The 24,822-nt window shown below is 63.1% G+C and carries 20 protein-coding genes; 11 read left to right on the top strand and 9 right to left on the bottom strand.

The features are described from left to right. Positions 1–79: 79 nt before the first annotated feature. Together DIE08_RS25760 and DIE08_RS25765 are read right to left on the bottom strand one after the other, a co-directional pair. The gene (locus DIE08_RS25760; protein ID WP_124904289.1) at positions 80–571 is read right to left on the bottom strand and encodes a flavodoxin family protein; all 492 of its coding nucleotides are present in this window, start codon (positions 569–571) and stop codon (positions 80–82) included. Between the two features lie 211 nt (positions 572–782). Beyond that, on the bottom strand, positions 783–1,418 hold the full coding sequence (locus DIE08_RS25765; RefSeq protein WP_059600777.1) for a TetR/AcrR family transcriptional regulator: 636 nt from the start codon (positions 1,416–1,418) through the stop codon (positions 783–785). Positions 1,419–1,502: 84 nt separating this feature from the next. On the opposite strand from DIE08_RS25765, the gene DIE08_RS25770 reads away from it, so the two are divergent. The 3 genes from DIE08_RS25770 (at position 1,503) to DIE08_RS25780 (ending at position 6,120) form a co-directional block, all read left to right on the top strand. Further along, positions 1,503–2,630 (top strand): MBL fold metallo-hydrolase, encoded by a 1,128-nt coding sequence (locus DIE08_RS25770; protein ID WP_124904291.1) that lies wholly within the window; start codon positions 1,503–1,505, stop codon positions 2,628–2,630. A gap of 1,773 nt (positions 2,631–4,403) precedes the next feature. Beyond that, on the top strand, positions 4,404–5,099 hold the full coding sequence (locus DIE08_RS25775; protein ID WP_006759638.1) for a ParA family protein: 696 nt from the start codon (positions 4,404–4,406) through the stop codon (positions 5,097–5,099). Continuing rightward, positions 5,092–6,120, top strand: a complete 1,029-nt coding sequence (locus DIE08_RS25780) for a ParB/RepB/Spo0J family partition protein (RefSeq protein ID WP_124904293.1) — start codon at positions 5,092–5,094, stop codon at positions 6,118–6,120. Before DIE08_RS25775 ends, DIE08_RS25780 begins: the two co-directional genes overlap by 8 nt. A 95-nt stretch (positions 6,121–6,215) precedes the next feature. Here DIE08_RS25780 and DIE08_RS25785 read toward each other — a convergent pair whose 3' ends face one another. Next, positions 6,216–7,532 (bottom strand): replication initiation protein, encoded by a 1,317-nt coding sequence (locus DIE08_RS25785; protein WP_059682318.1) that lies wholly within the window; start codon positions 7,530–7,532, stop codon positions 6,216–6,218. A gap of 2,525 nt (positions 7,533–10,057) precedes the next feature. Between DIE08_RS25785 and DIE08_RS25790 the strand changes: the two genes are divergently transcribed. Beyond that, a complete protein-coding gene (locus DIE08_RS25790; RefSeq protein ID WP_044848822.1) occupies positions 10,058–10,384 on the top strand; it encodes a hypothetical protein in 327 nt (108 codons plus the stop codon). 367 nt (positions 10,385–10,751) lie between these two features. On the opposite strand, the gene gcvA is transcribed toward DIE08_RS25790, so the two are convergent. Further along, entirely contained in the window at positions 10,752–11,654 is a 903-nt protein-coding gene (gene gcvA, locus DIE08_RS25795) for a transcriptional regulator GcvA (protein WP_124904295.1), read from the bottom strand. Positions 11,655–11,794: 140 nt separating this feature from the next. Between gcvA and DIE08_RS25800 the strand changes: the two genes are divergently transcribed. Next, on the top strand, positions 11,795–13,084 hold the full coding sequence (locus DIE08_RS25800; protein WP_124904297.1) for an adenylosuccinate synthase: 1,290 nt from the start codon (positions 11,795–11,797) through the stop codon (positions 13,082–13,084). Between the two features lie 225 nt (positions 13,085–13,309). Further along, positions 13,310–14,251, top strand: coding sequence for a LysR family transcriptional regulator (locus DIE08_RS25805; protein ID WP_124629261.1), 942 nt, complete (start codon positions 13,310–13,312; stop codon positions 14,249–14,251). A gap of 354 nt (positions 14,252–14,605) precedes the next feature. Here DIE08_RS25805 and DIE08_RS25810 read toward each other — a convergent pair whose 3' ends face one another. The 3 genes from DIE08_RS25810 to DIE08_RS25820 form a co-directional block, all read right to left on the bottom strand. Beyond that, complete coding sequence (locus DIE08_RS25810; RefSeq protein ID WP_124629259.1) at positions 14,606–15,319, bottom strand: dienelactone hydrolase family protein; 714 nt, start codon at positions 15,317–15,319, stop codon at positions 14,606–14,608. Between the two features lie 312 nt (positions 15,320–15,631). Further along, positions 15,632–15,943: a DUF4148 domain-containing protein gene (locus DIE08_RS25815; protein WP_059682326.1), complete on the bottom strand. Its 312-nt coding sequence runs from the start codon at positions 15,941–15,943 to the stop codon at positions 15,632–15,634. A 414-nt stretch (positions 15,944–16,357) separates the two neighbouring features. Further along, positions 16,358–17,323 carry a GlxA family transcriptional regulator gene (locus tag DIE08_RS25820; RefSeq protein ID WP_124904299.1) on the bottom strand — a complete coding sequence of 322 codons (966 nt, stop codon included), beginning with the start codon at positions 17,321–17,323 and terminating at the stop codon, positions 16,358–16,360. A 223-nt stretch (positions 17,324–17,546) separates the two neighbouring features. On the opposite strand from DIE08_RS25820, the gene DIE08_RS25825 reads away from it, so the two are divergent. The 5 genes from DIE08_RS25825 (at position 17,547) to DIE08_RS25845 (ending at position 21,923) form a co-directional block, all read left to right on the top strand. Beyond that, positions 17,547–18,188: an HD domain-containing protein gene (locus DIE08_RS25825; RefSeq protein ID WP_059600803.1), complete on the top strand. Its 642-nt coding sequence runs from the start codon at positions 17,547–17,549 to the stop codon at positions 18,186–18,188. Between the two features lie 312 nt (positions 18,189–18,500). Further along, positions 18,501–18,956, top strand: coding sequence for an antitoxin Xre/MbcA/ParS toxin-binding domain-containing protein (locus DIE08_RS25830; RefSeq protein ID WP_006753033.1), 456 nt, complete (start codon positions 18,501–18,503; stop codon positions 18,954–18,956). Further along, entirely contained in the window at positions 18,953–19,432 is a 480-nt protein-coding gene (locus DIE08_RS25835) for an RES family NAD+ phosphorylase (protein ID WP_124904301.1), read from the top strand. Before DIE08_RS25830 ends, DIE08_RS25835 begins: the two co-directional genes overlap by 4 nt. A gap of 335 nt (positions 19,433–19,767) precedes the next feature. Then, positions 19,768–20,445 (top strand): heavy metal response regulator transcription factor, encoded by a 678-nt coding sequence (locus tag DIE08_RS25840; RefSeq protein WP_006759651.1) that lies wholly within the window; start codon positions 19,768–19,770, stop codon positions 20,443–20,445. Continuing rightward, on the top strand, positions 20,442–21,923 hold the full coding sequence (locus DIE08_RS25845) for a heavy metal sensor histidine kinase (protein ID WP_124904303.1): 1,482 nt from the start codon (positions 20,442–20,444) through the stop codon (positions 21,921–21,923). Before DIE08_RS25840 ends, DIE08_RS25845 begins: the two co-directional genes overlap by 4 nt. Here DIE08_RS25845 and DIE08_RS25850 read toward each other — a convergent pair. Together DIE08_RS25850 and DIE08_RS25855 are read right to left on the bottom strand one after the other, a co-directional pair. Further along, positions 21,904–23,397 (bottom strand): efflux transporter outer membrane subunit, encoded by a 1,494-nt coding sequence (locus DIE08_RS25850; RefSeq protein WP_124904305.1) that lies wholly within the window; start codon positions 23,395–23,397, stop codon positions 21,904–21,906. The genes DIE08_RS25845 and DIE08_RS25850 overlap by 20 nt on opposite strands. A gap of 30 nt (positions 23,398–23,427) precedes the next feature. Further along, entirely contained in the window at positions 23,428–24,795 is a 1,368-nt protein-coding gene (locus DIE08_RS25855; RefSeq protein WP_124904307.1) for an efflux RND transporter periplasmic adaptor subunit, read from the bottom strand. Between the last annotated feature and the right edge of the window lie 27 nt (positions 24,796–24,822).

Consider the following 24,822-nt stretch of genomic DNA (forward strand, 5'->3'; position numbering starts at 1 on the left):
GGGCACAGCACGGCAGGCATCGCGCTCCGGTCGTTGCGCGCGGCTGCGGTTCCGCTTCGGCTGGCTTGATCGCCGGCAATCAGAACACGCCGAGTGCAAGACCCGCAGCGAGCCCCGCGCCGATCTCCGCGCAGCGCGCGAGATCCTCGCTACCAATCATCTTCGGCGCGAGGATCCGCTCCGGCGTCTGCGCATGGGTGCAGACGATCAGGCCCGGCATCACATTCCTGAGCCGCCATCCGGTCGCGATCCGGTCGATCTGACGCAGCGCGTTCTGACCGTCGCTGCCAGCACAGATCATCGCCGCATAGGGGCGGCCGTTCACACGATCGAGCGCAGCGTAGTAGCAACGGTCGAAGAAGTCCTTCATCAGCCCGGACATCGCGGCGAGATTTTCCGGTGTAGCGAACAAATAGGCGTCGGCGGCGAGTACGTCGTCCGCGCTGGTCGCATCCGCACGCTGCAATCTGACGTTGACGCCGGATTGCTCGCGCGCGGCATCCGCGGCCGCTTCGGCCATCTGCTGCGTGCCTCCGGTCATCGTGTGATAGACGATCAACAGCGTCTTCATCGGTTTTCGCTCACGTTCGGTTTCATTTGCGCCTGCCGCACGCGCCGGTACGGCTCAATCCGGCTACGTCGACGTCCGTATCAGTGCCTGCGTCCGCTGGTTGTCGAATGGCGCTTTCCTCGAGGCAGAGGATGAGACTCGCCTTGCGTATATCGACGCAATTGTTCCGCTTCGCGCTTCGCACGACGCGCGGTCAATCCCGCCCGGTACCTTACACACCGGCGTGGTCTGCGCGCGAGTAGTACGCAAGAAACATGTCGGCAGCCGTTTCCGCGACCTTCTGTTGTTCCTGCGCGCCGAGCGGCGGCTGGCCCATCGTCACTTGCGGCCAGAACGCGAACGCTTTCACGATCCCGTGCAGTTGATGCGCGGCGAAAACGGCATCGGTCACCGACAACCGGCCAGCCGCCGCAGCTGCACGAATCCAGACCGTCACGTCTTCTTCGCGCTCGCCCATGCGTTCGACCATGTCGCGCGCGCGTTCCGGCGAATGGATAGCCGCACCGATCGCGACGCGGGCAAGTGCAAGAAATGCTTCGTCATTCAGCAACCGCAACTTGCGGCCCAGCAGCGCGAGCAGTTGATCGCGCAGTGGGACGTCGGCGCAGTAGGCCGGCGCGCCGGCGCTCAGCGTCGCGTCCCACAGCTGATTCAGGATCGCCGCGAACAATGCTTCCTTGCCCGGGAAATGGTTGTAGACGGTGCGCTTCGACACGTCCGCGCGCGCTGCGATGCGATCCATGCTGGTCCCGTCATAGCCAGCCGCAAGGAATTCCTCGATCGCCGCGGCGAGTATTGCCGCACGCTTTCGGTCGGTCAGCCGTTGAGGAGAAGTGCTCGTATCCATTCAAAAAATTTTACACCCCTGAGTTTACTTTTCCCAGGGATAAACTACACTGCTCGGTGTACTTTATTTTCCGGACGAATCGACATGGCTTCGCCTCTCGTATTTCTTCATCGCGTACTGGGTTTCGCCGCCGCCAGGCGTGGCCGCACACTGTCCGGCGAGTCGCCGCAGCACAACGGCGAACGCTTCAGCAACGTTGCACCGGCACCGGCCGAAGGCTTCGGCAAAACACTTGGCATCGCATGGAACATGCTGGTCAACAAGCCACGCAACACGGTTCCGACAGGCGCATTGCCCATCGATTCACTGACTCGCGAACAACTCGGCGCGGCCCCCGACCGCAGCCTGTATCGGCTAGGGCATTCAACACTGCTGTTGAAACTGCGCGGCGAATTCTGGCTGACCGATCCTGTATTTGCCGAACGCGCATCGCCGTTCCGGCGCATCGGCCCCAAGCGCTTTCATGCGCCGCCGATCGCGCTCGTGGACCTCCCGCCGTTGCGTGGCGTGCTCCTGTCGCATGATCACTACGATCACCTCGACCGTGAAACGGTGCTCGCACTGGCAGCCACCACTGGCGTGTTCGTTACCACGTTGGGCGTCGGCGACCGGCTGATCGAATGGGGTATCGACGCGAAAAAGGTACGCCAGATCGACTGGTGGCAAAGTGTCGACGTCGATGGTCTGACGCTGACCGCGACACCGGCACAGCACTTCTCCGGACGCAGCCTGTTTGACGGCAACAGCACGCTGTGGGCGTCGTGGGTCATCGTCGACGACGATTTGCGGGTGTTCTTCAGCGGCGACACCGGCTACTTCGACGGTTTCCGGACTATCGGCGAACGGCTTGGGCCCTTCGACGTGACGCTGATCGAGACCGGGGCATACGACCCACAATGGCCCTACGTGCACATGCAGCCGGAAGAAACCGTGCAAGCGCACATCGACCTGCGCGGTCGCACGCTGATGCCGATTCACAACGGCACGTTCGATCTCGCGATGCACCGTTGGCAAGAGCCGTTTGAGCGCGTCACCGCGTTGGCCATGGTACGCGGGGTCGAGTTGTCGACACCCAGGATGGGCGAGCGACTCGATCTGAATGCGCCGCATCGCGGCGAACGTTGGTGGCGAACGGTCGATGAGCCAGCAAAGACTCCAGCAACGAAGACGCGCTGGTGGCAGCAGCTGTGCGTATGGCAGGCGACGAAGTAGGTTCGCTGGCCGCGGCGGTTTCTGGACGAGAACGCCGCGGCGGTGAATTTTCCTGGTGATATACGGCTTCGCAACGGGCTCTTTGGTCGATCGTCGGCGACGATGATCAATCACCCCCGACAGCAGACATCCGGCGAAGGCCAAGATATACACGGTCGAACCAATTGTGGCGATGCGCTTCACCTTCTTGACGCAAAGTCTGCAAATTCCCGCTCCATCTGCACAGTGATAGATACAGGCCAAGCCCATCGGAAACTGCCTTCCGAGGCCGTCTGTAGAATCCGTCTTCGCTCAACGCCGCCGTTGGGACGAGGCGCCCGCTTCGGTTTCTCCCGTCACGTACAGGTTTGCAATCCGCGCTGTTGGCGCAGCGCGTTGTCACGTGACAACTAGCGATGACGAACTCACTACACCTCTTGAATCCGCTGCTGGCCTGTTCCGCTCGATGTTTGAGATCCCCGCAGATCGATCGAACTGCGCGCTCATCGGCGAAACGTATCGTTTATCACAAAATACGTTTCAATTGATACGTCATTGCTTCAGCCGTCATTATCTAGACCCAATAGCGCGCCCCGGGTTCATGCGCCCCCATTTCAACCGTCGTCGATGCTCATTTTGCGTGAAACAACATGAAGAAAGTAGCGCAACCCATTGCTAGGCAAGGGTTTCCGCAAAGACACCCATTTAGAAGAATTGTTTCACGCCCTGCTGATTTACGCCATTTCCCCTCGGCGACGCGCAGGAATTCGCGCCCCAAAAGCCCGTCAAGAATGTGAGGCGACGCCGATGCTCTCGATCGTCCGATCGACGGCCCACACAATAAGACTCTGCTGTACCCCTCCCCTGTCTCATCGTCGTTGCCTGTAGATGCAGATCAGCCCATTTATTAGGGCCACATCATTCGCTGGAATTAGTGTTCCATCGGACGCTGAGAGCATGCTCGCTCGGGCGCGTCTAGAGATGACATCAATTTGCTCGACCAACATAGATCACTCACTTATCCCCGGCTAGCCAGCACCTCCTCGTACTTCGTCGCTGACGATGCCGCGTCGATGTCGAGTCGATCCTTTCGGCGTCCATCCGCAACGGTTGTCACGTGACAACAACCCGATCGCTTTCGCGTCAGTAACCGGGCCCAATCGAACACGACCAAGCCATATATCCCATGAACTTCTTCACGCCCGCGACTTCTACAGTGGGTGCGCCGAGGCTGACGATATGTGTCCAGAAGCAACGCCTTGCCGTGTTGTCACGTAACAACACGCAGCAGTCGCCAGCACCAGCACCAGCACCAGCCGTCATATCTGAACACTGACCGCCGTAATGAGGAGCGAGGAAGAAAAAACACCGGAATTATCAGCGCGCGTCGCATCGGCATGCCTGCCGTCGAGCACCATTTGAGATCCGAGCCAGCCAAATTCGACTTGTCACGTGACAACTTTGGATCCCGACGCCGCCGCGGGCCACAAGCTGAATGCCAAACTACGGCAGAATTCCCACCGATCGCGAGACACATTCAGGAATCGGCACTGTGACCTCTTGTCGCTACTAGCACTGAAGTCCTCAGTACTTCATCAGCACCTTCCGTCTCGAATGCAATGTCATCTATTTTTATTTTTCACCCACTTTCAAATCACAAATACTTGCTTGCCATTTGACGTACTTGTCACGTGACAACAACATCTATAAGAAAATTTCCATTTTCATATAGCACTTTCTGGACTTTCCAACAATAAATGCATATATTACGAAAAACTCCTAGGAGGGAATTTAATGGCTTTCAAGATCGCCGTCAGTAATCAAAAAGGTGGTACTGGAAAGACCACCATCTCCGTCAATATCGCTGCTGCCTTCGAGGCAGGTGGCAACAAGGTCGCCTTGATCGATGCCGACCCTCAAGGCACATCAGTCAGATGGGTGACGAGCGGCGAAAATACGCTCCCGATGACGGTTCTGTCGTTGGCCCCAGCCGGCCGCGGCATCGGCGGCGAGATCAAGAAGCAGGATGCGAATTTCGATGTGATCGTCGTCGACTGCCCGGGCAACCTCGAAGACCCACGCATCGCGTCCGTGCTCGAGGTCGCCGATTTCTGCCTCGTGCCGCTGTCTCCGTCGCCGGCCGACCTGTATAGCACCGTCGCGATGATTCGCATGATCGAATCGATGCGTGCCGTTCGTAACCCGAATTTGTCTTCCGCATTGATGCTGAATAGCGTCAATGGAAAAACTAAAATGCGAGAAGAAATTTTAAAAATTCTAAGGGCTGAAGAAATAGGGGAGCATCTGCTCGACAGCCAGATCGCGCAGCGCGAGGTCTACCGGCAGACGTTCGCCCTCGGCACCACAATCCATCATCACAATCGATACCTGAAGGGGCTGAAGGAAGCCCGCGCGGAAATCGAGAGACTGGTCACCGAAATGGCCCAATACATCGCGTCGACGCGCGCTACCGGAGCCGCTCATGGCTAAGGACACATCGAAAGAGAAGAAACCGACCGGCAACCTGCATCTCGCAGCCGGCTTGCTGCGTGGGCTCGCACAGGAAAACGCGGCGCTGGAAACGCGCCTGCCGGAGCCGACGCCCGCGTCGAATCCCGCCGCCGAAGCCACACCCCCCGTCGCCCCGACCGCCTCCGCCTCCGACGCGCTCGACCTGGGCGCGCCGCAGAAAGTCGCGGTCAAGGACTGCATCCCGAACCCGTTCAACCCGCGCGTGTTCTATTCCGAGTCGAGCCTGCACGAGCTCGCTTTGACGTTGAAGCGGGAAGGACAGATCGAGCCGATCAAGGTCACGCGTCTCCCGGAGTTTCCCGGCAAGCTCGTCGTGATCGACGGGCAACGCCGCTTGCGCGCGACGAGCATCAACGGCGACGAAACGATCAACGCGACGTTTCGCACGGACCACACACCCGAGCAGCTGTACACGATCGCGTATCGCGCCAACCACGACCACGAACGCCAGACCATCTTCGACGATGCAGTCGCATGGAAGCGTCTCCTCGACGAAAAGGTCTTCCCCGACCAGAACACGCTCGCGGAGAAGATCGGCAAGGACAAGGCATCGATCAGCAAGACACTATCGCTGAACGCACTGCCGAACACGCTGCTCGAACGGATGGCCAGCGCGAACGATGTGGTCGGGTTGCAGGCCGCGTACTTCCTGAAACTGATTTTCGAGCGCCTGGGCGAACCCGCTGCCGATCGTCTGCTCACGGCGGTGATCGACCGTAAAAAGTCGGTGCGCGACCTCGAGAATTTCCTGCGCGCACAGAGCGACGGCAACAAGAAGACGGGGCGCACGCGTTACAGCGTTCGACACGATTTCGCGCTCGAATCACGCGCGATCGGTCAGCTGAAAACCTATCCGGACGGGCGTCTGGATCTGCAACTGAAGGGAGTCGATGCGTCCCATCAGGAAGCGCTGGCCGACCGGCTCAAGACCGTGATCGATGCATACGTCGCCGAACTGGCGGTAGCCGCGCAAAAGTAAAAGAAGGCGCCCAAAAGCAAAGGCCTCGCACCTGCATGGCACCGCGCGTCGGATGAAGTCCGGTGCACGGTGCATGCCAGGCTGCGAGGCCTTGATCAGTTGGTCGCGAGGCTGCTTTTCAGCAGGAATTCCAGCAAATCGTCTGAGGTGGGTTCGCCCCAGGTGTCGAGCGCCAGCCACCGGAAGAAGCTGGTTTGCGCCAGCTTGCTCGCCTTCTTCTTCGGCGACAGCGTGAGATCCTTCGACCCAGCCACCGTTTCGTTGTAGCGCTCGATCAGCTTGGTCTGGTCGTCGATCTCCAACTCGCGGAAATACGCGCCGGCTTCGTCGACCTTCGCGGCCAGGTACTTGTCGCGAATCTGTTCCTGCTTGCTCTGCCCGGATTCCTTTGCCGGCGCGGCCGTCTCGGTCCCCTGTCCGTCGGCCAGCGTATAGCCGTGCGTCAGCGCCTTGCGGAAATACGCGGCCACGTTGTCGACCGGCGCTGCATTCTTTTTCGTAGTCCGATTGAGCGTATAGGCGATCGCCGCCTTGATGCGCTGCACACCGTACTGCGTAATCAACCGACGCGCTTCCGAACGCGGGATGCCGAACTTGGCGACCTCGTCGACGAGTGCTTCGTTCTTGACGTCGCCTTCCTCGACCGTATCCGCGCTCTGCTTGCGCGTCACCTTGAACTGGACGGCCTCCACGCTGCGACCTGACTTGTGTTCGATCAGCTCGAGCGTGTGGTCGGAAACTTCGTTCACCTCCTGAATGCACGGCACCAGGACCTTGCTCTTGAAGAGCTTGTACTCCTTATAAGACTGCGACGCCTTGTCCTGACCGAGAATGAGATCACGGAATTTCGGCAGTGGAATTTTTGCCGTGATGCCGATCCCCTCGTAGCGCACCGTGTTTTCCCAAAGGGCAAGCGAGTGCGAGCGCCGAAACTCGCGCGCGATCCGCATATCGATGAGCGCGTAGATTTCCGGATTGAGCAGCTCGCTGCGAATCTGGTCGGAGAAGCTGTACTTCAGCACCGATTGCTCGAGCTCGGCGCCGGCGAGCAGGCCTGACGCCTTCCACACCGTCGAGCGGTCGGCGGCAAGGTAGTCCCAGTTGACGACGGTACTGATCAGCGAGTTGACCGTGTCCTTCACATACTTCGTGTTGTTGCTGTTCAACCCGCTCTCGTGCGACAGCGCGGCGATCGAGATCGAAAAGCTCGTCCGGCCGGGCTCGAACGCTTCCTGACGAAGGGCGTTCTTGATCAGCGAGCTGAACATCTTGCGCTGCTGCAGACCGATCTTTCCGGACTTCGGAGCGATATGAATTGCCTGGACCGCCTTGCGCAGCAGATCGGGTGGCTCGGGCGTCTGAAATAGCGAAACCTGCTTGTCGGAGCCTTTGATTGCGGGCTTGCGCGGCATCGTGATGTCCGGAGAAGGTGACCGTGTTGATGGCGGACTTTATACCTTTTCGAGCCATCGAGCAACGCCTTCATCTCCAGTATCACTTTTACTATCGTCGATAAAGCATTGTCTCAAAATGAAAAATTCCATTTTCACGATTTGTGCGAAACCCCATATCCATATACCTTTCCACCAAAAACAGCTCCCAAAACCTGCTACCTGTGTTGGCTGTCGCCAGAATCCGGCACGGGACTTGCCCTACTGAAGGTACCCATTCATGGGAAATAATCCGGTGGAACTGGATGTGCGGACCCGATTCGTGGTGCCCTGCAACACGGTCTGCGATCTCCCATAAAACGCTACCTTTAGCACGTCCCATGGATAGGTACCTATCAAGATCCGCCAGCTTGGCGTTTTATCTTCATCTGTGGCAGGCAGGCGGAAATACCTCCCATAAATGACTACCTTAAGATTTCCCCACAGATGGTGACCTATCCGCAGGCCTGATCCTGTTTATGGGACCCCAGTTCCTCAGGAACAAGCAGAATGAGATCATTCTGTCCGCGCCACCACCCATAAACGGCTACCTGGAATCCATCCCATAACCGGCAACCCAATATGAAATGCTGTGCCCGGCACCGTAGACGAATAAGCAAGAGGGCACCATAAACGGGTACCTATAGATTCCCCCATAGAGGGCTACCTGAGGCGTTTTTGGGCCCGATTCCCATAGCTGGCTACGCGTGCCCCATATCCACAACCCCCATTTCCCACAGCGCGGTACCCGATTCCCCAAATCCACAGACCTGAAACCCCATATTCTTCCGCCTGTGCCCCCATAAATGGGTACCGAACCCCTGTCAAACCCTTACCAGACAAGGCTGTGAGCCGTCTAAAAGTAGTTAAAGATGTAAACGTTGTTTATCAAAGATGTAAACACACGTGCGCCTGTGCAGAAAAACAACCCCCATAAACCGCTACCCAAGCGAACCAGTGAGGCTCGACAAGCACAGCAATCCTGACGCAAGGCCTGTGGATCCCTCGATATCTGCCTCATTTTGCAAGCGTTCCAGGCCTGACAAGGCTTCCAATGAAGGTGAGTACCTACTAACAAATGCTCAAACGTAGAAACTTATGGGAGGGAATTGGTGTTTTCGGGACATAGGTTCCCACCTATGGGATTGAAAAATGCAGGCAGCGGTCCGTTTTCCGTCAGGGATTACCCGCAGACGACGGCAGCCCCGCTCGACACAGAAGCACCGCGAGTTTCCGTCACGGCGGTGAAAAATCGCCGGAATTCATTCTCAGGCCGTTTTTTTTGCGTCAGCGCCGGGGCTTCCGCGGAAAAGTCTTCGGCTGTCACGTGTTGATCTGCCTGTCACTTTCCAGTCGATGGCGCGTGCACAGACGAAATTGGCTGGCTCTCGACCCGCTCATTCTTCATCGCGGTTTTCTACCTTTTGGTCAGTATCGGATTTGGTACAGCGTTCCGATCGACGCGACCAGAATCGCATCGCTGTGCCGATCGAGACGCTGACCGCGGCCGCTTGATCACGACGATCCTGGCAACTGCCTCGAACGTGAGGCTGGCGTCATCAACATGGCTCATCCTCATCGGATCCGCACTCGACTCCCGAAAATTCTCACCGCTGGAAGTTGCCCCGTCCTGTAAAAGCTCACCTACAAGGTGTCCGTCGGATTAACAAACCGTGCGCGCGACGCCTCCGCACCAGATGCGGCCGCACAATGGAAAAGCTGTGATGAATGCGCCACGCGCTGGACGTGTCGCCGTCCTTGCCGCACAAGCTCGAGACGCTTCGTGACGTCGGTACGATGCCAAGCGCCACGCATTCGCACAGGCGACCGCTCGCGTGATGCTCGTGCGCAATCGTGAACGAATGCCGATCGAAGAGTTCACCTTGCGCGGCGAAGGTCGCCTCTACCTGCAAACGTCATCTCCCACATCTGGCGACGAATAGAATCGAACAGGTAGCCATGCGTGCGACATGCGGGGGAATGCGACAGGCTCGGTGCAGAATGAATCGTGGTCGTTTATGGGAGGAACCGTCGTTCGCGCGGGAGCGAGTCACAACATGGCGCACAGGTTCGCGATTTCGTCGTCTATCCCGCTCATGGGGCGACGATCGCATTGCACGAGCAGCAGATTCCACAGGTGAAACAGTCGGCGTCGTGCGAGTGCATGCATCACCGAAATCGATCTCATCCTCATCGGCAATCTGCACCGTATCGGTGGAACGATCCGCTTCGCCACGCGGTTGCCGCGGTCGTGCATGCTGAGTGATTCCCGAGCGCGATGCGTCGTCGTGGCCCCTGCAAAACGCGGATCGGGCGGGCGCGGGATACGTGCCGATACGACGTCTCCCATACGTGTATCCCCAAGAATGCACGCATGATGGCGCCACATTTTTTGCAACGCGGTTATGATGCAAAGGCCCTGACCGCGACATGAAGACCGACCAGGGGCAGGGGCGGTATCTCGATGTGCTTTCACTCCGTGACCAATCAGAAAAGAGAGTTCAGCGATGCGAATCCAGATCAAAAAACTGACGCTGGCTGCTACAGCAGCAGCGTTCCTCTTCGGCTCGGCCGCTCCGGTGTTCGCGCAGACCGACGCCAGCGCACCGGCCGCATCCGCCGCATCGGATGCGAAAGCCGCGAAGCGTGAAGCACGCAAGGCAGCTCGGGCAAAACGCAAAGCCGAACACAAGGCAGCGCGCGCGAAGAACAATGCCGAGCTGAAGAAACTCGAAGACGCTGGTTACAAGCCGGCGGCCAACGATCCGAACTATCCGCAGAATCTGCAGAACGCTGAGAAGAAGGCGGGCGAAGCCGCTGGCGCAAGCCAATAAGCGTTCCCCCCACGAGACAAACCCCGGTGCGAACCGGGGTTTGTCGTTTCTGCGCTGAAACGCGATGCGCGACCGGTCATCGTGCAGGTGCGACATCCGCATCAATTGATTCGACATCCTTTGTTTTTTTGGTGGGATGAATGCCATCTCGATGCGTCGAATCTTCCTGCTCTCCGTGAACGACACGCGCCATTCTGCTTGTTCAGTTTCAGAGGAATCCTACGGAACACAACTGACCGCTGGATGAATCACGAGACGAAAAGCGATCATGCACGAGCAATACGGCTCCGCACAAAGGCACACGAAACCCGCACCAATTGAGACGGTGCGCGTGGCGCAACGACTGGTCGCCGACATATCGACTTGGTCAGCGCCGCGCTTCCGCCGTCGCGCTCCCAGTCGCTTTTAACCAGTCCTTGAAGGCCCGCACGGCTTCGTCTTCCGCGCGCGCAGTCGCCACGTAAGTGAAATAGCGCCACGGCGGCAGTGCCGGTTCGCTGAACGGCCGCACCAGCCGGCCTTCGGCGATGTCGTCCGCGACGAGCGCAATCGGCCCCATTGCGACACCGAGGCCGTCGAGCGCGCCTTGCAGCGTCAGATAGAAATGCTCGAGCGTGAGCGAATGCCGCGGCACCAGATTCGCGTGCCCGGCCGCTGCTAGCCACTCGGGCCACATACCCGGGTACGTCGCCGCGTGCAGCAGCGTGAAGCCGGCGAGATCGGCCGGCGTACGCAACGGCCGGCCCTCGAGCAGCTTCGGCGCGCATACGGGCAGCCGGATTTCGGACAGAAACTCCTCGGCAACATATCCGTCGATCGCTTGCGGGCCGCCGCGGACGATCAGGTCGACCTTGTCACGCAACTTCTCGATCGGCTCGTTCGACGTTGACAGCCGCACCTCGATGGCCGGATGCGCAACCTGAAACGACGACAGCTTGGGCACGAGCCAGCGCAGCGAAAACGTCGCGGGCGCGCTGACGCGCAGCACGCGCTGCTGCCCCTGGCCGAATTGCTGCGCGGTGGCGAGCGCGATCCTGTCGAACGATGCACCGACCTCGGCAAGGTATACGCGACCGGCGTCGGTCAGTTCGACGCGCCGGTTGTGCCGCTCGAAAAGCGGTCGGCCAAGCCATGCCTCGAGTTGCTGAACATGCCGGCTGATCGCGCCATGCGTCACGCACAGCTCGTCGGCGGCGAGCGTGAAACTGCCGAGGCGGGCCGCGGCTTCGAAAGCGCGCAGCGAATTCAATGGAGGGAGTCGTCGGGCCATGCATCGTTTCGTGTGAAATTTACTCACACGACTGCTCAGATTTAATCGTTTGATCGGGTGATCCTAGTCCGCCAATATGGCACACGAACGGCCGATGCGGCCGAAACGGATGTCTGGATTTCTCACATGGAGTATGGAGCATGCCGAACGTGGTGGTGGTGGGCGCCCAATGGGGCGACGAAGGCAAGGGGCGCGTCGTGGACTGGCTGGCGGCGCAGGCCGATCTCGTCGCACGCTACAACGGCGGCCACAACGCGGGCCATACGCTGGTCGTCGGCAACAAGACCTACAAGCTCGCGCTGCTGCCGAGCGGGATTGTGCGTGGCAAGCGCGGCGTGATCGGCAACGGCGTGGCGCTCGATCCGGAGGCGCTGCTGGACGAGATCGGGCGGATGGCCCAACTCGGGCTGTCGGTGACGCCGGACAATCTGTCGATCGCGGAGAACGCCACGCTGGTCCTGCCGATTCACCGTGCGATCGACCAGGCGCAGGAGCGTCTGCGTCGCGAACCCATCGGCACCACGCTGCGCGGGATCGGGCCAGCTTACGAGGACAAGGTTGGGCGCCGCGGGCTGCGGGTCGCGGATCTGGCCGAGCCGGGCCGGCTTGCCGACAAGCTCGACGTGCTGGTCGATCACCACAATGCATGGTTCCGCGGCCTGGGGCTCGAGCCGTGCTCGCGCGACGCGATGCTGGCAACGCTGGTCGACATCGCGCCGAAGATCCTCCCGTTCGTGCGTCCCGTGTGGGCCGACCTCAACGACGCGAACGACCGCGGCGAACGCATCTTGTTCGAGGGCTCGCAGGCCGTGATGCTCGACATCGACTGGGGCACCTATCCGTTCGTGACGTCGTCCGGCACCGTTGCATCGGCCGCGGCGGCCGGCACAGGGCTCGGCGCGTCGAAACTCGGCCACGTGCTGGGCGTAACCAAGGCGTACGCGACGCGCGTCGGCGGCGGCCCGTTCCTCACCGAACTGACCGACGCCACCGGCGAATCGCTGCGCGCGCGCGGGCAGGAGTTCGGCGTCAACACCGGCCGGCCGCGCCGCTGCGGATGGCTCGATGCCGCGCAGTTGCGGCAGGCCGTCCGGATTTCGGGTATCGATTCGCTCGCGCTCACCAAGCTCGACGTACTCGACGGCTTCGCGTCGATCGAGCTGTGCGTCGGCTACGAGCTCGATGGCGCACGCGTCGACCATCTGCCCGCGAGCCTCGATGCGCAGGCGCGCGCAACGCCCGTCTACGAAACGTTCGCCGGGTGGGACGGCACCGTGAAGGGCGTGCGCGAGTGTGCTGCGTTGCCGCGTGCCGCGCAGAATTTCATCGCGCGCGTCGAGGCGGTCGCGGGTGCGCCCGTGTCGATGATCACGACCGGCGCCGAGCGCGACGACACGATCGTGCTGAGCAACCCCTTCGAGCAGGGCTGAGCGCGACGCGCACGTGCAATGCGTGCGCGGCAGGCCGCCGCCGTGCGGCCTGCATCGATCCGATGCCGGCAGCGGTTGTCGCGTGAGCGAGGGCCCGCCGGAGCGGCGCACGGCAAACTGGACACGCCTGCACCGCTGCGGTACTGTTCCGCACAATTCGCGCCAGACCGGGCTGTGCCGGGGCGGGCGCCGCCGCGAAGCGATTTCAATCCCGGGGACATGTCGATGGACACGTTACAGATGATGCGCATTTTCGTCCGGGTGGCGGAGGAGGGCAGCTTCACGAGCGCGGCCCAGCGCCTGGACATCACCACCGCCTATGCCTCTCGTTCGGTCGCGCAACTCGAAACGCATCTGCGCACGCGTCTGCTCAACCGGAGCACGCGCCGCATCGCATTGACCGACGCCGGACAGCGCTATCTCGACCGCTGCCAGCGCATCCTCGGCTATATCGACGAAGCGGAAGCCGAGGCGGCCGACGCGCAGGCGAAGCCGTCGGGGCGCCTGCATGTGCACGCGACCACAAGTTTCGGCCAGGCCTACGTGGTGCCCGCGGTCGTGCGATACCGGCAGCGCTATCCGTCGGTGGCGGTCGAACTTACGCTGTCGCAGCACGTGCCCGACATCATCGACGAAGGTTACGACGTGTCGCTGCAGCTGAGCGCGACGGAGCTGCCCGACTCGGGTCTGGTGTCGCAGCGGCTCGGCGATGTTCACAGCGTGCTGTGCGCGTCGCCCGCGTACCTGAAGGAGCGCGGCACGCCGCGCACCGTGCGCGATCTCGAAGCGCATTCGTGCCTGCAGATCGTCACGCCGATCTTTCCACGCGACCGCTGGCACCTCGACGGCCCCGACGGTCGCGAGACATTCGAGCTGCCGCTGCCGGACTTCCAGGTGAACATCGCCGACGCGCTCGGCGCCGCGCTGCGCGCCGGCCTCGGGATCGGCTCATTGCCGATGTCGAGTGCGGTGCCCGCCCTGGCGAGCGGCGCGCTGGTTCGCGTGTTGCCCGAGTACCGGCTGCAGAAGCTGACGGTCTACACGCTGTATGCGTCGCGCCAGTACCTCGACGCGAAGATCCGGACGTTCGTCGATTTCCTGCGGGAATGCGTGCCCGAAATGCTGGCCGCCGACGAGGCCGCGCTGCGCGGTTCCTGCGAGTCCTGAGCGGAGGCGAACAACGAGTTTCGGGTCGCATGACTCGTCACTTGCAACGTCGTCCGTGAATCGACGACCAGCCGTGCGGGATATTTTTTGCATACCGAACTTGATGATGACGGCACTGCGGCATGACGTCTTCGATTGGATGCGTCGATCGACTCGCGCGTTTATGAGAACCCCAGTCCGGAGCCGGCCGTGCCACTCGCATTCCGTCTTGCGTGCTTCGGTGTCGAACCCGTGATGCGCGAGACGGTCGCATAAGAAATTCATCCCATAAAACGACAACGCCACGGCTGCAAGTCCGTGGCGTTTCGCTTCATGAGGATCGTTACCCGTCAGCGGCAGGTGCCTGCTGTGGTATTACTGCTGCTGGCCCCAGAGCGTGCGCCCGAAGAACGTCAGCGTGCGGTCCCACGCGATCTGCGACCACACCGGATCGAACTGCGTGCCGCCGATGCGGCCGGGGCCGACGGCCGTTTCGTTCGCGAACGCGTGATGGGCGAGATAGCGGTGGAATTCGATACCGACCTTCGCGTCGGTCAGCTTCTTCTCCAGCGCATCGACCTGGTCGATCGCGAAGAACGCATCCTGGGTACCCCAGTGACCCATCAGCGGCACCTTGATCTTCGACGGATCGAGGTAGTCAAGCGGAGGGAAGCCGTACCACGTGACGCCGGCATCGACATCGGCGAACTGCAGCGACAGCAGTGTGAGTGCGCCGCCCATGCAGAAGCCGGTGACCGCCACGCGCGACGCGCGCGTCTTCAGGTATTGCACTGCGCCGGGAATGTCCTGCGACGCGGCGTCGCCGAAATCGAGGCCGGTCATCAGGTGGTGCGCTTCTTCCTCCTCGACCGTCGACTTGCCGCGATACAGGTCGGGCACGAGCGCGAAGTAGCCGCAGCGCGCGAGGCGATCGGCAACGCCGCGGATCTGGTCGTTCAGGCCCCACCACTCCTGGATGACGACGACCGCGGGTGCGCCTTCGGTCTTTTCCGGCGTCGCGAGGTAGCCCTGCAGTTCCTGGCCGTCGGGGCGGCGAAACGTGATCATGGAACCGGATGTTTGAGACATGAAACCGCTCCTTTTCGAAAAATGCGATGAGTGCGGCATCGGGTCGGCCAGCGAGTGAGGTATGCCCGGGTGACTCGAGGCTTCGCTCGCGTTCGCTTAGGCCGGCGCCGACCACGCGGCCATTCTATGCGCAAACGCCAGCCGTCTGCGTGAACGGTTCGGGGCTGCAACCGATCCACGCTGCGCATCGATCGTGCGTCGCGGAGCGCGTAAGTCGGAGCCACCGAAAACGCAACACCCCGCCCCGATGAACGGGAGCGGGGTGTTGCGTCGACAGCGCGCGTATCGAGGTACGCGCTGCGTACGTCGGTCTTACTGACCGAAATAGACCGAGTCTCGAGCGGTTTGCTTGACCGCGATCACGCGGCCGGCACGCACGCCGGCGGCGGCTTGCGCGCCGTAACCCGTTGCGTCGCTGTTCGTCACGCGGGCCTGCGCGGTTTGCAGCGCATTCGGATAGTGGGCGTCGGACACTTCCGGCTTGTAACCGGCTTGCTCGAGCTGCACGAGTTCTGCGCGGACCTGGGCGCGCGTCAGCTCGCCCGACGAGTTCGACTGGGCGAATGCGCCAACGGATGCGGTAAGGGCGGCGGCAGCGGCAACTGCGTAGATGAACGACTTCATGGTGACCTCCGGTTTTCGTAGATTTCGCGCTTCGCTTATTGCGTTCAGCGGTTGATTGCATCGTAGCGATCGCGATACCGGTCGGAAATAGGCGTTCCAGCGAATAATTATTGCAACTGAGTAAACGATTCGCGGGGAAAGCGGGATTTTGTCTGATGAGTATGGGTATGCCGGCACGCATTCGATGAGTGTGATTGGGGGCGCCGAACCAGGAGCTGGCGCGATCCGGGACAGAGGTGTATTGCAACCGCACGCCGACTTCGGCCGATGGAAAGATCAATTAAATCGGATAACGAAGCATTGGTCGCGAACAAGGGAGTGTGTTCGCCCCTCGCTGTGCAATCCGGGCCGACTCCGCCTTCTCGCACATCGACGTGAGTATTAGCGGCCGCATCGTCGTGCGTACCGCGTCACTCACTCCTCGACGATCGACTGTCGTTTCCGGTATTCGGCGGGCGTGATCCCGACGTGCCTCGCGAACGACCGTCTGAGCGTATCGACATTCGCGAAGCCGCATTTTGCGGCGACCTGCTTCGGCGTGTCATGTCCGTTTTCGAGCAGTTGCCTGGCAGCGGAGATGCGGGTCGCTTCGACCCACGCGGCCGGCGTCATGCCGACCTCCGCGCGAAAGAGCCGCGCGAAGTGGCGCGGGCTCATGCCCGCATGCTTCGCGAGTGCCGCCACCGAGTGTTCGAGTTCAGGATGGCTGGCGATCCAGCGCTGGACTTCCTGCAGCACGGAGCGTCCGGCCGGCCGTGCCTCGCCGCTGCGGCTGAACTGGAGCTGTCCGCCCGGGCGCTTGAAGAACATGACCAGTTGCGCGGCGACGCGCCGTGCGATTTCCCGGCCGAGATCTTCCTCGACCAGCGCGAGCGCGAGATCGAGCCCGGCCGTGACGCCCGCTCCGGTGCGCAGCTTGCCGTCGCGTACATACAGCGCGTCCGCTTCGACCGTGAGCGACGGATACGCATCGGCGAGCGCGTCGGCGGCGGCCCAGTGCGTCGTCAGGCGTCGTCCTTTCAGCAGGCCGGTCGCCGCGAGGATGAACGCGCCGGTGCAGATCGAGCCATACCGCTTGCTTTGCACGGCGGCCGAGCGCAGCCACGCGAGGACGTCGGTTCTCAGCGCGACCGCGGCGGCACCCGGCGCACCGGCGACGAGCAGCGTGTCGAGGCGATCGGGAATGTCGGGAGCGATCCAGTCGGCCAGCAATTGCGCGCCCGATGACGCGCGGATCGGCCCGGACTCGCTCGCGATGATCCGCAGCGTATAGAACGGCTTGCCGCATTCGGCGTTAGCCTGGGCGAATACGTCGAGCGGCGCGGAAACGTCGAGCAGTTGTACGCCCGGTACCGCGAAAATTCCCACGACCTTCGGCATGTTCGGTTGTGTGTGGTATCAAGGTGTCAAACGTGACGCGTAGCAGTATAGACGCGCAACGCGAGGCGACGAGGGAGCATCGACGCACTTCGCGGGCGCGGTTCAAGGGTTGCGGCCGCGATGGCCGTCGATCGCGCGAAATGGCAGAATTCGTCGTAATACGCCGATTGATGCCAAACCCTGGCCTCCGGAGAATGGGTGCTGTCTTCAATGGAGGTCGATCATGACTGTGAACGTCGCCGGCATCACCGTTCCCGATAGCCAACTCGCTCGCGAGATCACCGAACTCGTACGGGATACCGAGTCCGAGTTGCTGTTTCACCATTCCAGCCGCGTCTACTACTTCGCCGCGCTTGCGGGGCAGCACCGCGGGCTCCGCTACGATCCCGAACTGCTCTATTGCGGCTGCATGTTTCATGACATGGGGCTCACGCATCGGCACAGCAGCGCGTGCGAACGATTCGAAGTGGACGGCGCCAATGCCGCCCGCGATTTTCTGAAGAGCAAGGGCATTTCGCAGCAGGACATCGAGGTCGTGTGGACTGCGATCGCGCTGCACACTACGCCAGGTATTCCGAAGCATATGCATCCGGTCGTCGCGCTCGTCACCGCAGGGGTCGAGATGGACGTGCTGGGCCTCGCGTATCCGGAGTACAGCGACGTCGAACGAGATGCCGTCGTCCGCGCACATCCGCGCACGCCGCATTTCAAGGAAGACATCATCCAGGCGTTCTACGACGGCATCCGGCACAAGCCGGACACGACGTTCGGCAACGTGAAGGCCGATGTGCTGGCCGACAAGGATCCGCATTTCCATGCAGGAAATTTCTGCAGCGTGATCCGATCGTCGGCATGGGCCGGCTGATCGGCATCGGCGCCGGGCAGGGCGTGGGAGGGGGGCGCCCTGGGCCGCGCACGTCGCGCCTGCCGATCACTATTCCTTAGAAAAGTTGTTACGTGACAACCACATGACGTCGATGCAGGCCTTCATATCCTGAATTTCATCGCCTTGGCTTCCGCAGGGAATCGTCGATTCGCTCGATCCGGGCGACGGGTAATGGGGCCGGAGTCGGGTGCCGAAAGCCCGGTCCGACGCCCGGTGAACCCCTGACGACAAGAATCCGCCCGCCTTCGGCAAAACGCCTATAATGATTGGGCAAATTGCCGGAGAAGAATCATGAGCACGATCGCGTTTCACCCTTCGGGCGTCGCGCACCCGCGCCAGGCCGAATTCACGATACTCGAGCAACTGCTCGCGATTCGCGTGCGCTCGGGCGCCGATCTCGCCGAGCTGGCGAGTGCGCGCGTCGACGTCGCGGTAATCGATCGCCTGTCGGAGCGCGGCCTGAAGTCGGATGAACTCGCCTTCATCATCCCGCGGCGCACGTTGAGCCATCGTCGCCAGGCGCACGAGCGCCTGTCGCCGGAGGAATCCGACAAGGCGATCCGGCTTGCACGCATCGTCGCGCAGGCGACGGCCACGTTCGGCGACCAGGACAAGGCAATGGCGTGGCTGCGCAACGGGCTCCAGCGCTTCGGCGGCCGCACGTCGCTCGACATGTCGAGCACCGAGCACGGCGCCCGACTCGTCGAAGAGGCGCTCACGCAGATCGACGAGGGGTATTTCGCTTGACGACGCTGTGGCGGATCAGCAATTACGCCGATCTGAAAGGCATCGGCGGCTTGCGGGCCGGCGGGCGCTGGCATTTTGCCGGGCAGCCCGTCGTCTATCTCGCCGAGCATCCGGCGCTCGCGCTGCTCGAGACGCTCGTCCACTTCGAAATGGCCACCGTTGCGCAATTGCCGAGCGCATACCAGTTGCTGCGCGTCGAGGTATCCGAATCGGTGGACGTTGCCGAGATCGCGGAAGGCGATGCGCCGGCCGACTGGCGGGAGAACGTCGACTGGACCCGCAGCGCCGGCACCGAGTGGCTGCACACGCAGCCGAGCGCACTGCTGCGCGTACCGAGCGTCGTCGTGCCGCACGCGCACAACTTCCTGTTGAATCCGCTGCACCCGGCCGCATCCGACGTCCGCGTCGCGGAAGTCATGGAGTCGCCGTATGACAGCCGGATTCTGCGGCTGGTCCAGTCGAACAAGAGCGAATAGGGCGCGTCGCGCACGACGAGCCGCAGGAACATGTCGTTCATTGCGTCGCCGCAGCGTGCCGCGGGAAACGGTAGCGCCGCCTCAGGCGCACCCGCCGACATCGACCGCCATCCCACCAGCAGCCCTTTACGCAGGAAGCGAACGTGCGGCGCAGGCCACGGCATGGCAAATCGCCGACGCGTCGTCATGACGTGCGCAATGCCGCGACAGTCAATGCGCTGACCCTCGGATTACATTTTCGTAATCGAGCTGTCCCGCTGGTCGGCGAAGCCTTTCGCCCGCCGATTTACCGGTAACATCGCCGCATATTCCAACCGAATGCGATGGAGCCGAGCATGCGCATCCTGATAGTCGAAGACGAACCGAAGACGGCCGCGTACTTGAAGAAAGGGCTCGAGGAATCCGGCTTCAGCATCGATCTCGCAAAGGACGGCGCGGAAGGGCTGATGCTCGCGCAGGAAGAGAACTACGACGTGATCGTGCTCGACGTGATGCTGCCCGTGCTCGACGGGTGGGGCGTGCTCAAGCGCCTGCGCGATACCCATACCACGCCGGTGCTGTTCCTGACCGCGCGCGACGATGTGCAGGACCGCGTGCACGGTCTCGAACTGGGCGCCGATGATTACCTCGTGAAGCCGTTCGCATTCGTCGAACTGCTCGCGCGCATCCGCACGCTTGCTCGCCGCGGGCCACCACGTGAGACCGAGCGCATCGTGGTCGGCGACCTGGAAATCGACGTCGTGCGCCGCCGTGTGAAGCGCGGCACGGTGCGGATCGACCTGACGCCGCGCGAGTTCTCGCTGCTGCAGTTGCTCGCGCGTCGGCAAGGCGAAGTGCTGAGCCGCACGCAGATCGCGTCGTATGTCTGGGACATGAACTTCGATAGCGACACCAACGTCGTCGAAGTCGCCATTCGGCGACTGCGCGCGAAGATCGACGATGCGTTTCCGGTCAAGCTGATCCACACGGTGCGCGGCGTAGGCTACGTGCTCGAACCGAAGGACGGTGCATGACGCTCGGTCGATCGCTTGGCGCGACGCTCGCGCTCTCGTTCGGCGCGACGATGCTCGCGGTCTTCGCGCTCGTCGGCACGTACGTGTATACCGGCCTCGACCGGCAAGTGAGGACGCAGGACGATCTGGACATCGTGCTTGCCGCACGACATACGCGCCGGCTCGCGGGCGAACTCGATTCGCTCGACGCCGTGCGCGCGCACGCGGACCGGCTGACGAGCCAGGTGCTCGGGAACGCGGCACTCTCGATGGCCGTGGTCGACGATCGGGGCAATGTGCTCGCGCGGCACAACGTCAGGCGGACCGAGCGCGAGGATCTGCCCTCGGCCGCGTCGGGCACGGCGTCGCCCGCGCCGCCTGCGTTGCCCGATGCCGAACTGTTTCCGCCCCACGCGACGCCGGTGCCGGCGGCCGAACGGATCACCGTCGACCGGATCGCGACATGGCGCGCCGACGACGGCACGTCGGTGCGCGGTGTCGTGGCCGGCGCAATGCTGCGCGACGGTACGCAGATCCGCATCGCGATCGCGCGCGACATGAGCGATCGCGCCGAACTGCTCGACGGCTATCGCAACAAGCTGAAGCTCGCCGGCGGGCTGGGCGCGCTGTGCGCAATGCTGCTCAGCTACTGGCTGATCCGCACGGCGCTCGCACCGCTGCGCGAGATCGTCGCGAACACCGGCCGGATCACCGTCGACAAGCTCGACGCGCGGCTCGACGCCGCGCGTGCGCCGCGCGAACTGCGTGCGCTCGTCGATGCGCAGAACGCGATGCTCGGCCGCCTGCAGCAAGCTTTCGGACATTTGTCGCAATTCAGCGCCGATCTCGCGCACGACCTGCGCACGCCGCTGAACAACATGCGCGGCGCGACCGAAGTAGCGCTTGCGCGGCCGCGTTCGCCCGGCGAATACCAGGCGCTGCTCGAATCGAATCTCGAGGAATACGACCGTCTCGCACGCATGATCGAGAACGTGCTGTTTCTCGCGCGCGCCGAACACCCGACCTTCGTGACGCGGCAGCGCGCGTTTGACGTGCATGACGAGCTGACGCGCATCGCCGAATACTTCGAAGGGCTCGCCGATGAAGCGGGTTCCACGCTGCGCGTCGAAGGGCACGGCCAGCTGATTGCCGATGTCGAACTGTTTCGCCGCGCGGTCGGCAACCTGCTCGCGAATGCGCTGCGCTATACGCCTGCGGGCGGCGTCATTGCGCTGAGCGTCGACGAAACGGCGGACACGGTACGCGTCGTCGTCGAGAATCCGGGCGAGCCGATCGATCCCGCGCTGCTGCCGCGCATCTTCGACCGATTCGTGCGCGGCGACCCCGCGCGCAGCGGCGGCGTGCCGGGCGGCACGGCCGGGCTCGGGCTCGCGATCGTGCGCTCGGTGATGGAGCTGCACGGCGGCACCGCGCGCGTCGAAAGCGACGCGGCGGGCACGCGGTTCATCCTCAACTTCGTCAGGAGCCCTGCGTCTTGATCGCCGTCCCCGATCCGGCGGCGCAAGCGGCGATATCCGCGTCCGCGTGCCAACCGCCGCCCAGCGCCTTCAGCAATCCGACCGACGCTTCCATCCGGCGCGCGGCGATCTCGTCGGCCTGGCGCCGATTGGTCAGCGCGATCGTCTGCGCGGTCACCACGTCCAGATAGCTGACGGCGCCGGCATTGAAGCGATTCGTCGTCAGCCGCAGCGACAGGTCGGCCGCGTCGGTCGCGCGCTGCTGACTGGCGGCCTCGGACGCGAGCGCATCGAGCGCGGACAATTGATCCTCCACCTGCTGGAATGCGCCCAGCACGGTCTGCCGATAGTCGGCGACCTCGCCATCGTACTGCGCGTGCGCGCCGCGCAGCGTCGCGCTGCGCCGGCCGCCGTCGAACAGCGTGCCGACAAGTTGCGGGCCGAGCGACCAGAACAGGCTTGGCGCGGTCAGCCACGGCGCGAAGAACCCGCTTTCGAGCCCCGCGCTCGCCGACAGCACGAGGTCGGGGAAGAACGCGGCGCGCGCTTCGCCGATCTGCGCGTTCGCGGCCGCGACGCGGCGCTCGGCAGCCGCGATATCCGGCCGTCGTTCGAGCAGTTGCGACGGCACGCCGGCCGGAATGGCAGGCACGTCGAACGCTTGAACGCGCGCAGGCAATGCGAACGTCGATGCGTTTTCGCCGACGAGCGTTGCGATCGCATGCTGGAGCTGCGCACGCGACGCGTCGATGTCGGTATCCTGCGTGCGCGTCGCTTCGAGTTGCGTTTCGGCTTGTGCGACGGCGGACGCATCGATCGCGCCGGCCGCGAGCTGCTGTTTCAGCAGCTTCAGCGCATCCGCATAGGCCCGCACCGTGTCGTCGAGCAGCTGCTTTTGCGTGTCGAGCGAACGCAGCGCGAAATAGTCGGTCGCGAGTTCGGCCGTGACCGACAGTTTGACGGCTTGCAGATCGGCCGCACTTGCGTCCGCGTTCGCCTGCGCACCTGCCACCGCATCGCGCACACGGCCGAACACGTCGGGTTCCCAGCTTGCCGCCACGCCGACCTGATGGTCGGGTGTCGTCTTGCCGGCGAGTGACGAACCCAGCTTGTTCCGCGATATGCGTGAACGGCTTTGCGCCACGCCCGCCGTGACTGTCGGCAGAAACCCCGCATGCTGGTAGTCGACCGTCGCGCGCGCTTGCTCGAGGTCGGCAACGGCTTTCTTGACGGTCTGGTTCGACACGTCGACGCGCGCTTCGAGCGCGTTCAGATCCGCGTCGTTGAACACCGTCCACCACGCGCCGCGCGACGCGGCATCGGCCGGCGCCGCGACTTGCCAGCCCGGTTGCGCGGCCGACGTGCCGGCATAGTGCGTGGGTACCGCGACGGTCGGCGGCGAATAGTGCGGCAGCGTCGAGCAAGCGGCCAGCGCGGTGACAACGCCGAGCGCGACGACGCGGCGGGCGAAGGGGAGTGGGTGAGGAAGGCGCATGGCGGGAATCTCACAGGTAGGCATGGCGGGTCAGGTGCGGGCGTTCGCGGTACGCGCAACCGGCGCGGAGGCGGGCATGGACGTCGCCGCGCGTGGCGCTGACGGCACACCGCTTGCCGTGGCCGGTTGCGCTGCCGGCGAAGCGGCCGGCACTGCGCCGTGTTCGACCGACACGATCTTCACGGTTTCGCCGCTTGCGATCGAATCGCCCGGGTTGTCGATCACGCGATCGGTCGCGCCGAGCCCGGCGACGATCTCGACATGCGTGCCGAAATCGCGTCCGATCTGCACGGTCTTCAGCGCCGTGTGTCCATTCGCGTCGACCGTTGCAACCGTCACGCCGTTCGGCCGGTACAGCAGTGCACTGACCGGCAGCTCGAACGCCGGCGCCGCGCTCGGCACGAGCAGGTGCGCCTGCGCATACGCGCCGGGCAGCAACGCGCCATCGCGATTGTCGACGTCGACCTCGACGCGCAGCGTGCGCGTGACCGGGTCGATCGCGCCCGCGCTGCGGGCGACGTGCGCGGCGAAGCGCCGCCCCGGATACTGCTGCGTGGTCAGGTAGACGGCCGTGCCGGTGGAGACGCCGGCCGCGCTGTCCTGCGGCACGTCGACGAACACGCGCAGCGTGTCCGTCTGCTCCAGATGGAACAGTTCGCCCGACAGTCCGGGGCTGCCCGGCGTGCCGCCCGCCGTCACGAGCGTGCCGACGTCGACGTTGCGCGCGGTAATCACGCCGTCGAATGGCGCGCTCACCGATTCGAACGATACGAGTTCGTTCAGATGGGCGGTATTGGCCTGCGCGGATGAGAGCATCGCGCGCTTCGCGTTCATGTCGGCCACCTTCGTGTCGGTGTCCTGCTGCGACACCGATTGCGTCTTCAGCATGTCCTGCCAGCGCTGCGCGGTCGATTTCGCATAGTCGTAGTTCGCTTGCGCGGTCGCCGCGTCCGCGCGCGCCTGGCGCAGCTGCGCGTCGAGGTCGGGCGCGGTGATCTGCGCGAGCGTTTGCCCGGCCTTCACATGCGTGCCGATGTCCGCGCTCCAGTGGGCGATGTAGCCGCTGGTACGCGCGTAGATCGACGCTTCCGCATACGGCGTCACGGCACCCGGCAGCGTGAGCGTCTGGTCGGCCGGCGCGGCGCCGGGCTGGATCACGGTCACCGGCAGCGCCTGCTGCGCCGCCACCTGGTGGCGCTGTGCGGCGCGCGCGGCGATGCGCGGCACGATGCCGATCGCGAGCAGCGTGGCGGCGAAGGCAATCGCGGCAAGCGGGACGGCCAGCTTGCGGCCGCGCCGGGACGGCGGCGTTTCTGGCGTTGCGTCGCGCGCGGTAGGCGGCATCGTTGCCGGTTCGGCAGCCGGCGGCGGGGTCAGCGGTTCGATCGTGTCGTTCATGATGAGTTCGATGTCAGGCGAGTCGTA

The organism is Burkholderia sp. Bp9004, from assembly GCF_003858025.1.
Lineage (GTDB): Bacteria > Pseudomonadota > Gammaproteobacteria > Burkholderiales > Burkholderiaceae > Burkholderia > Burkholderia diffusa.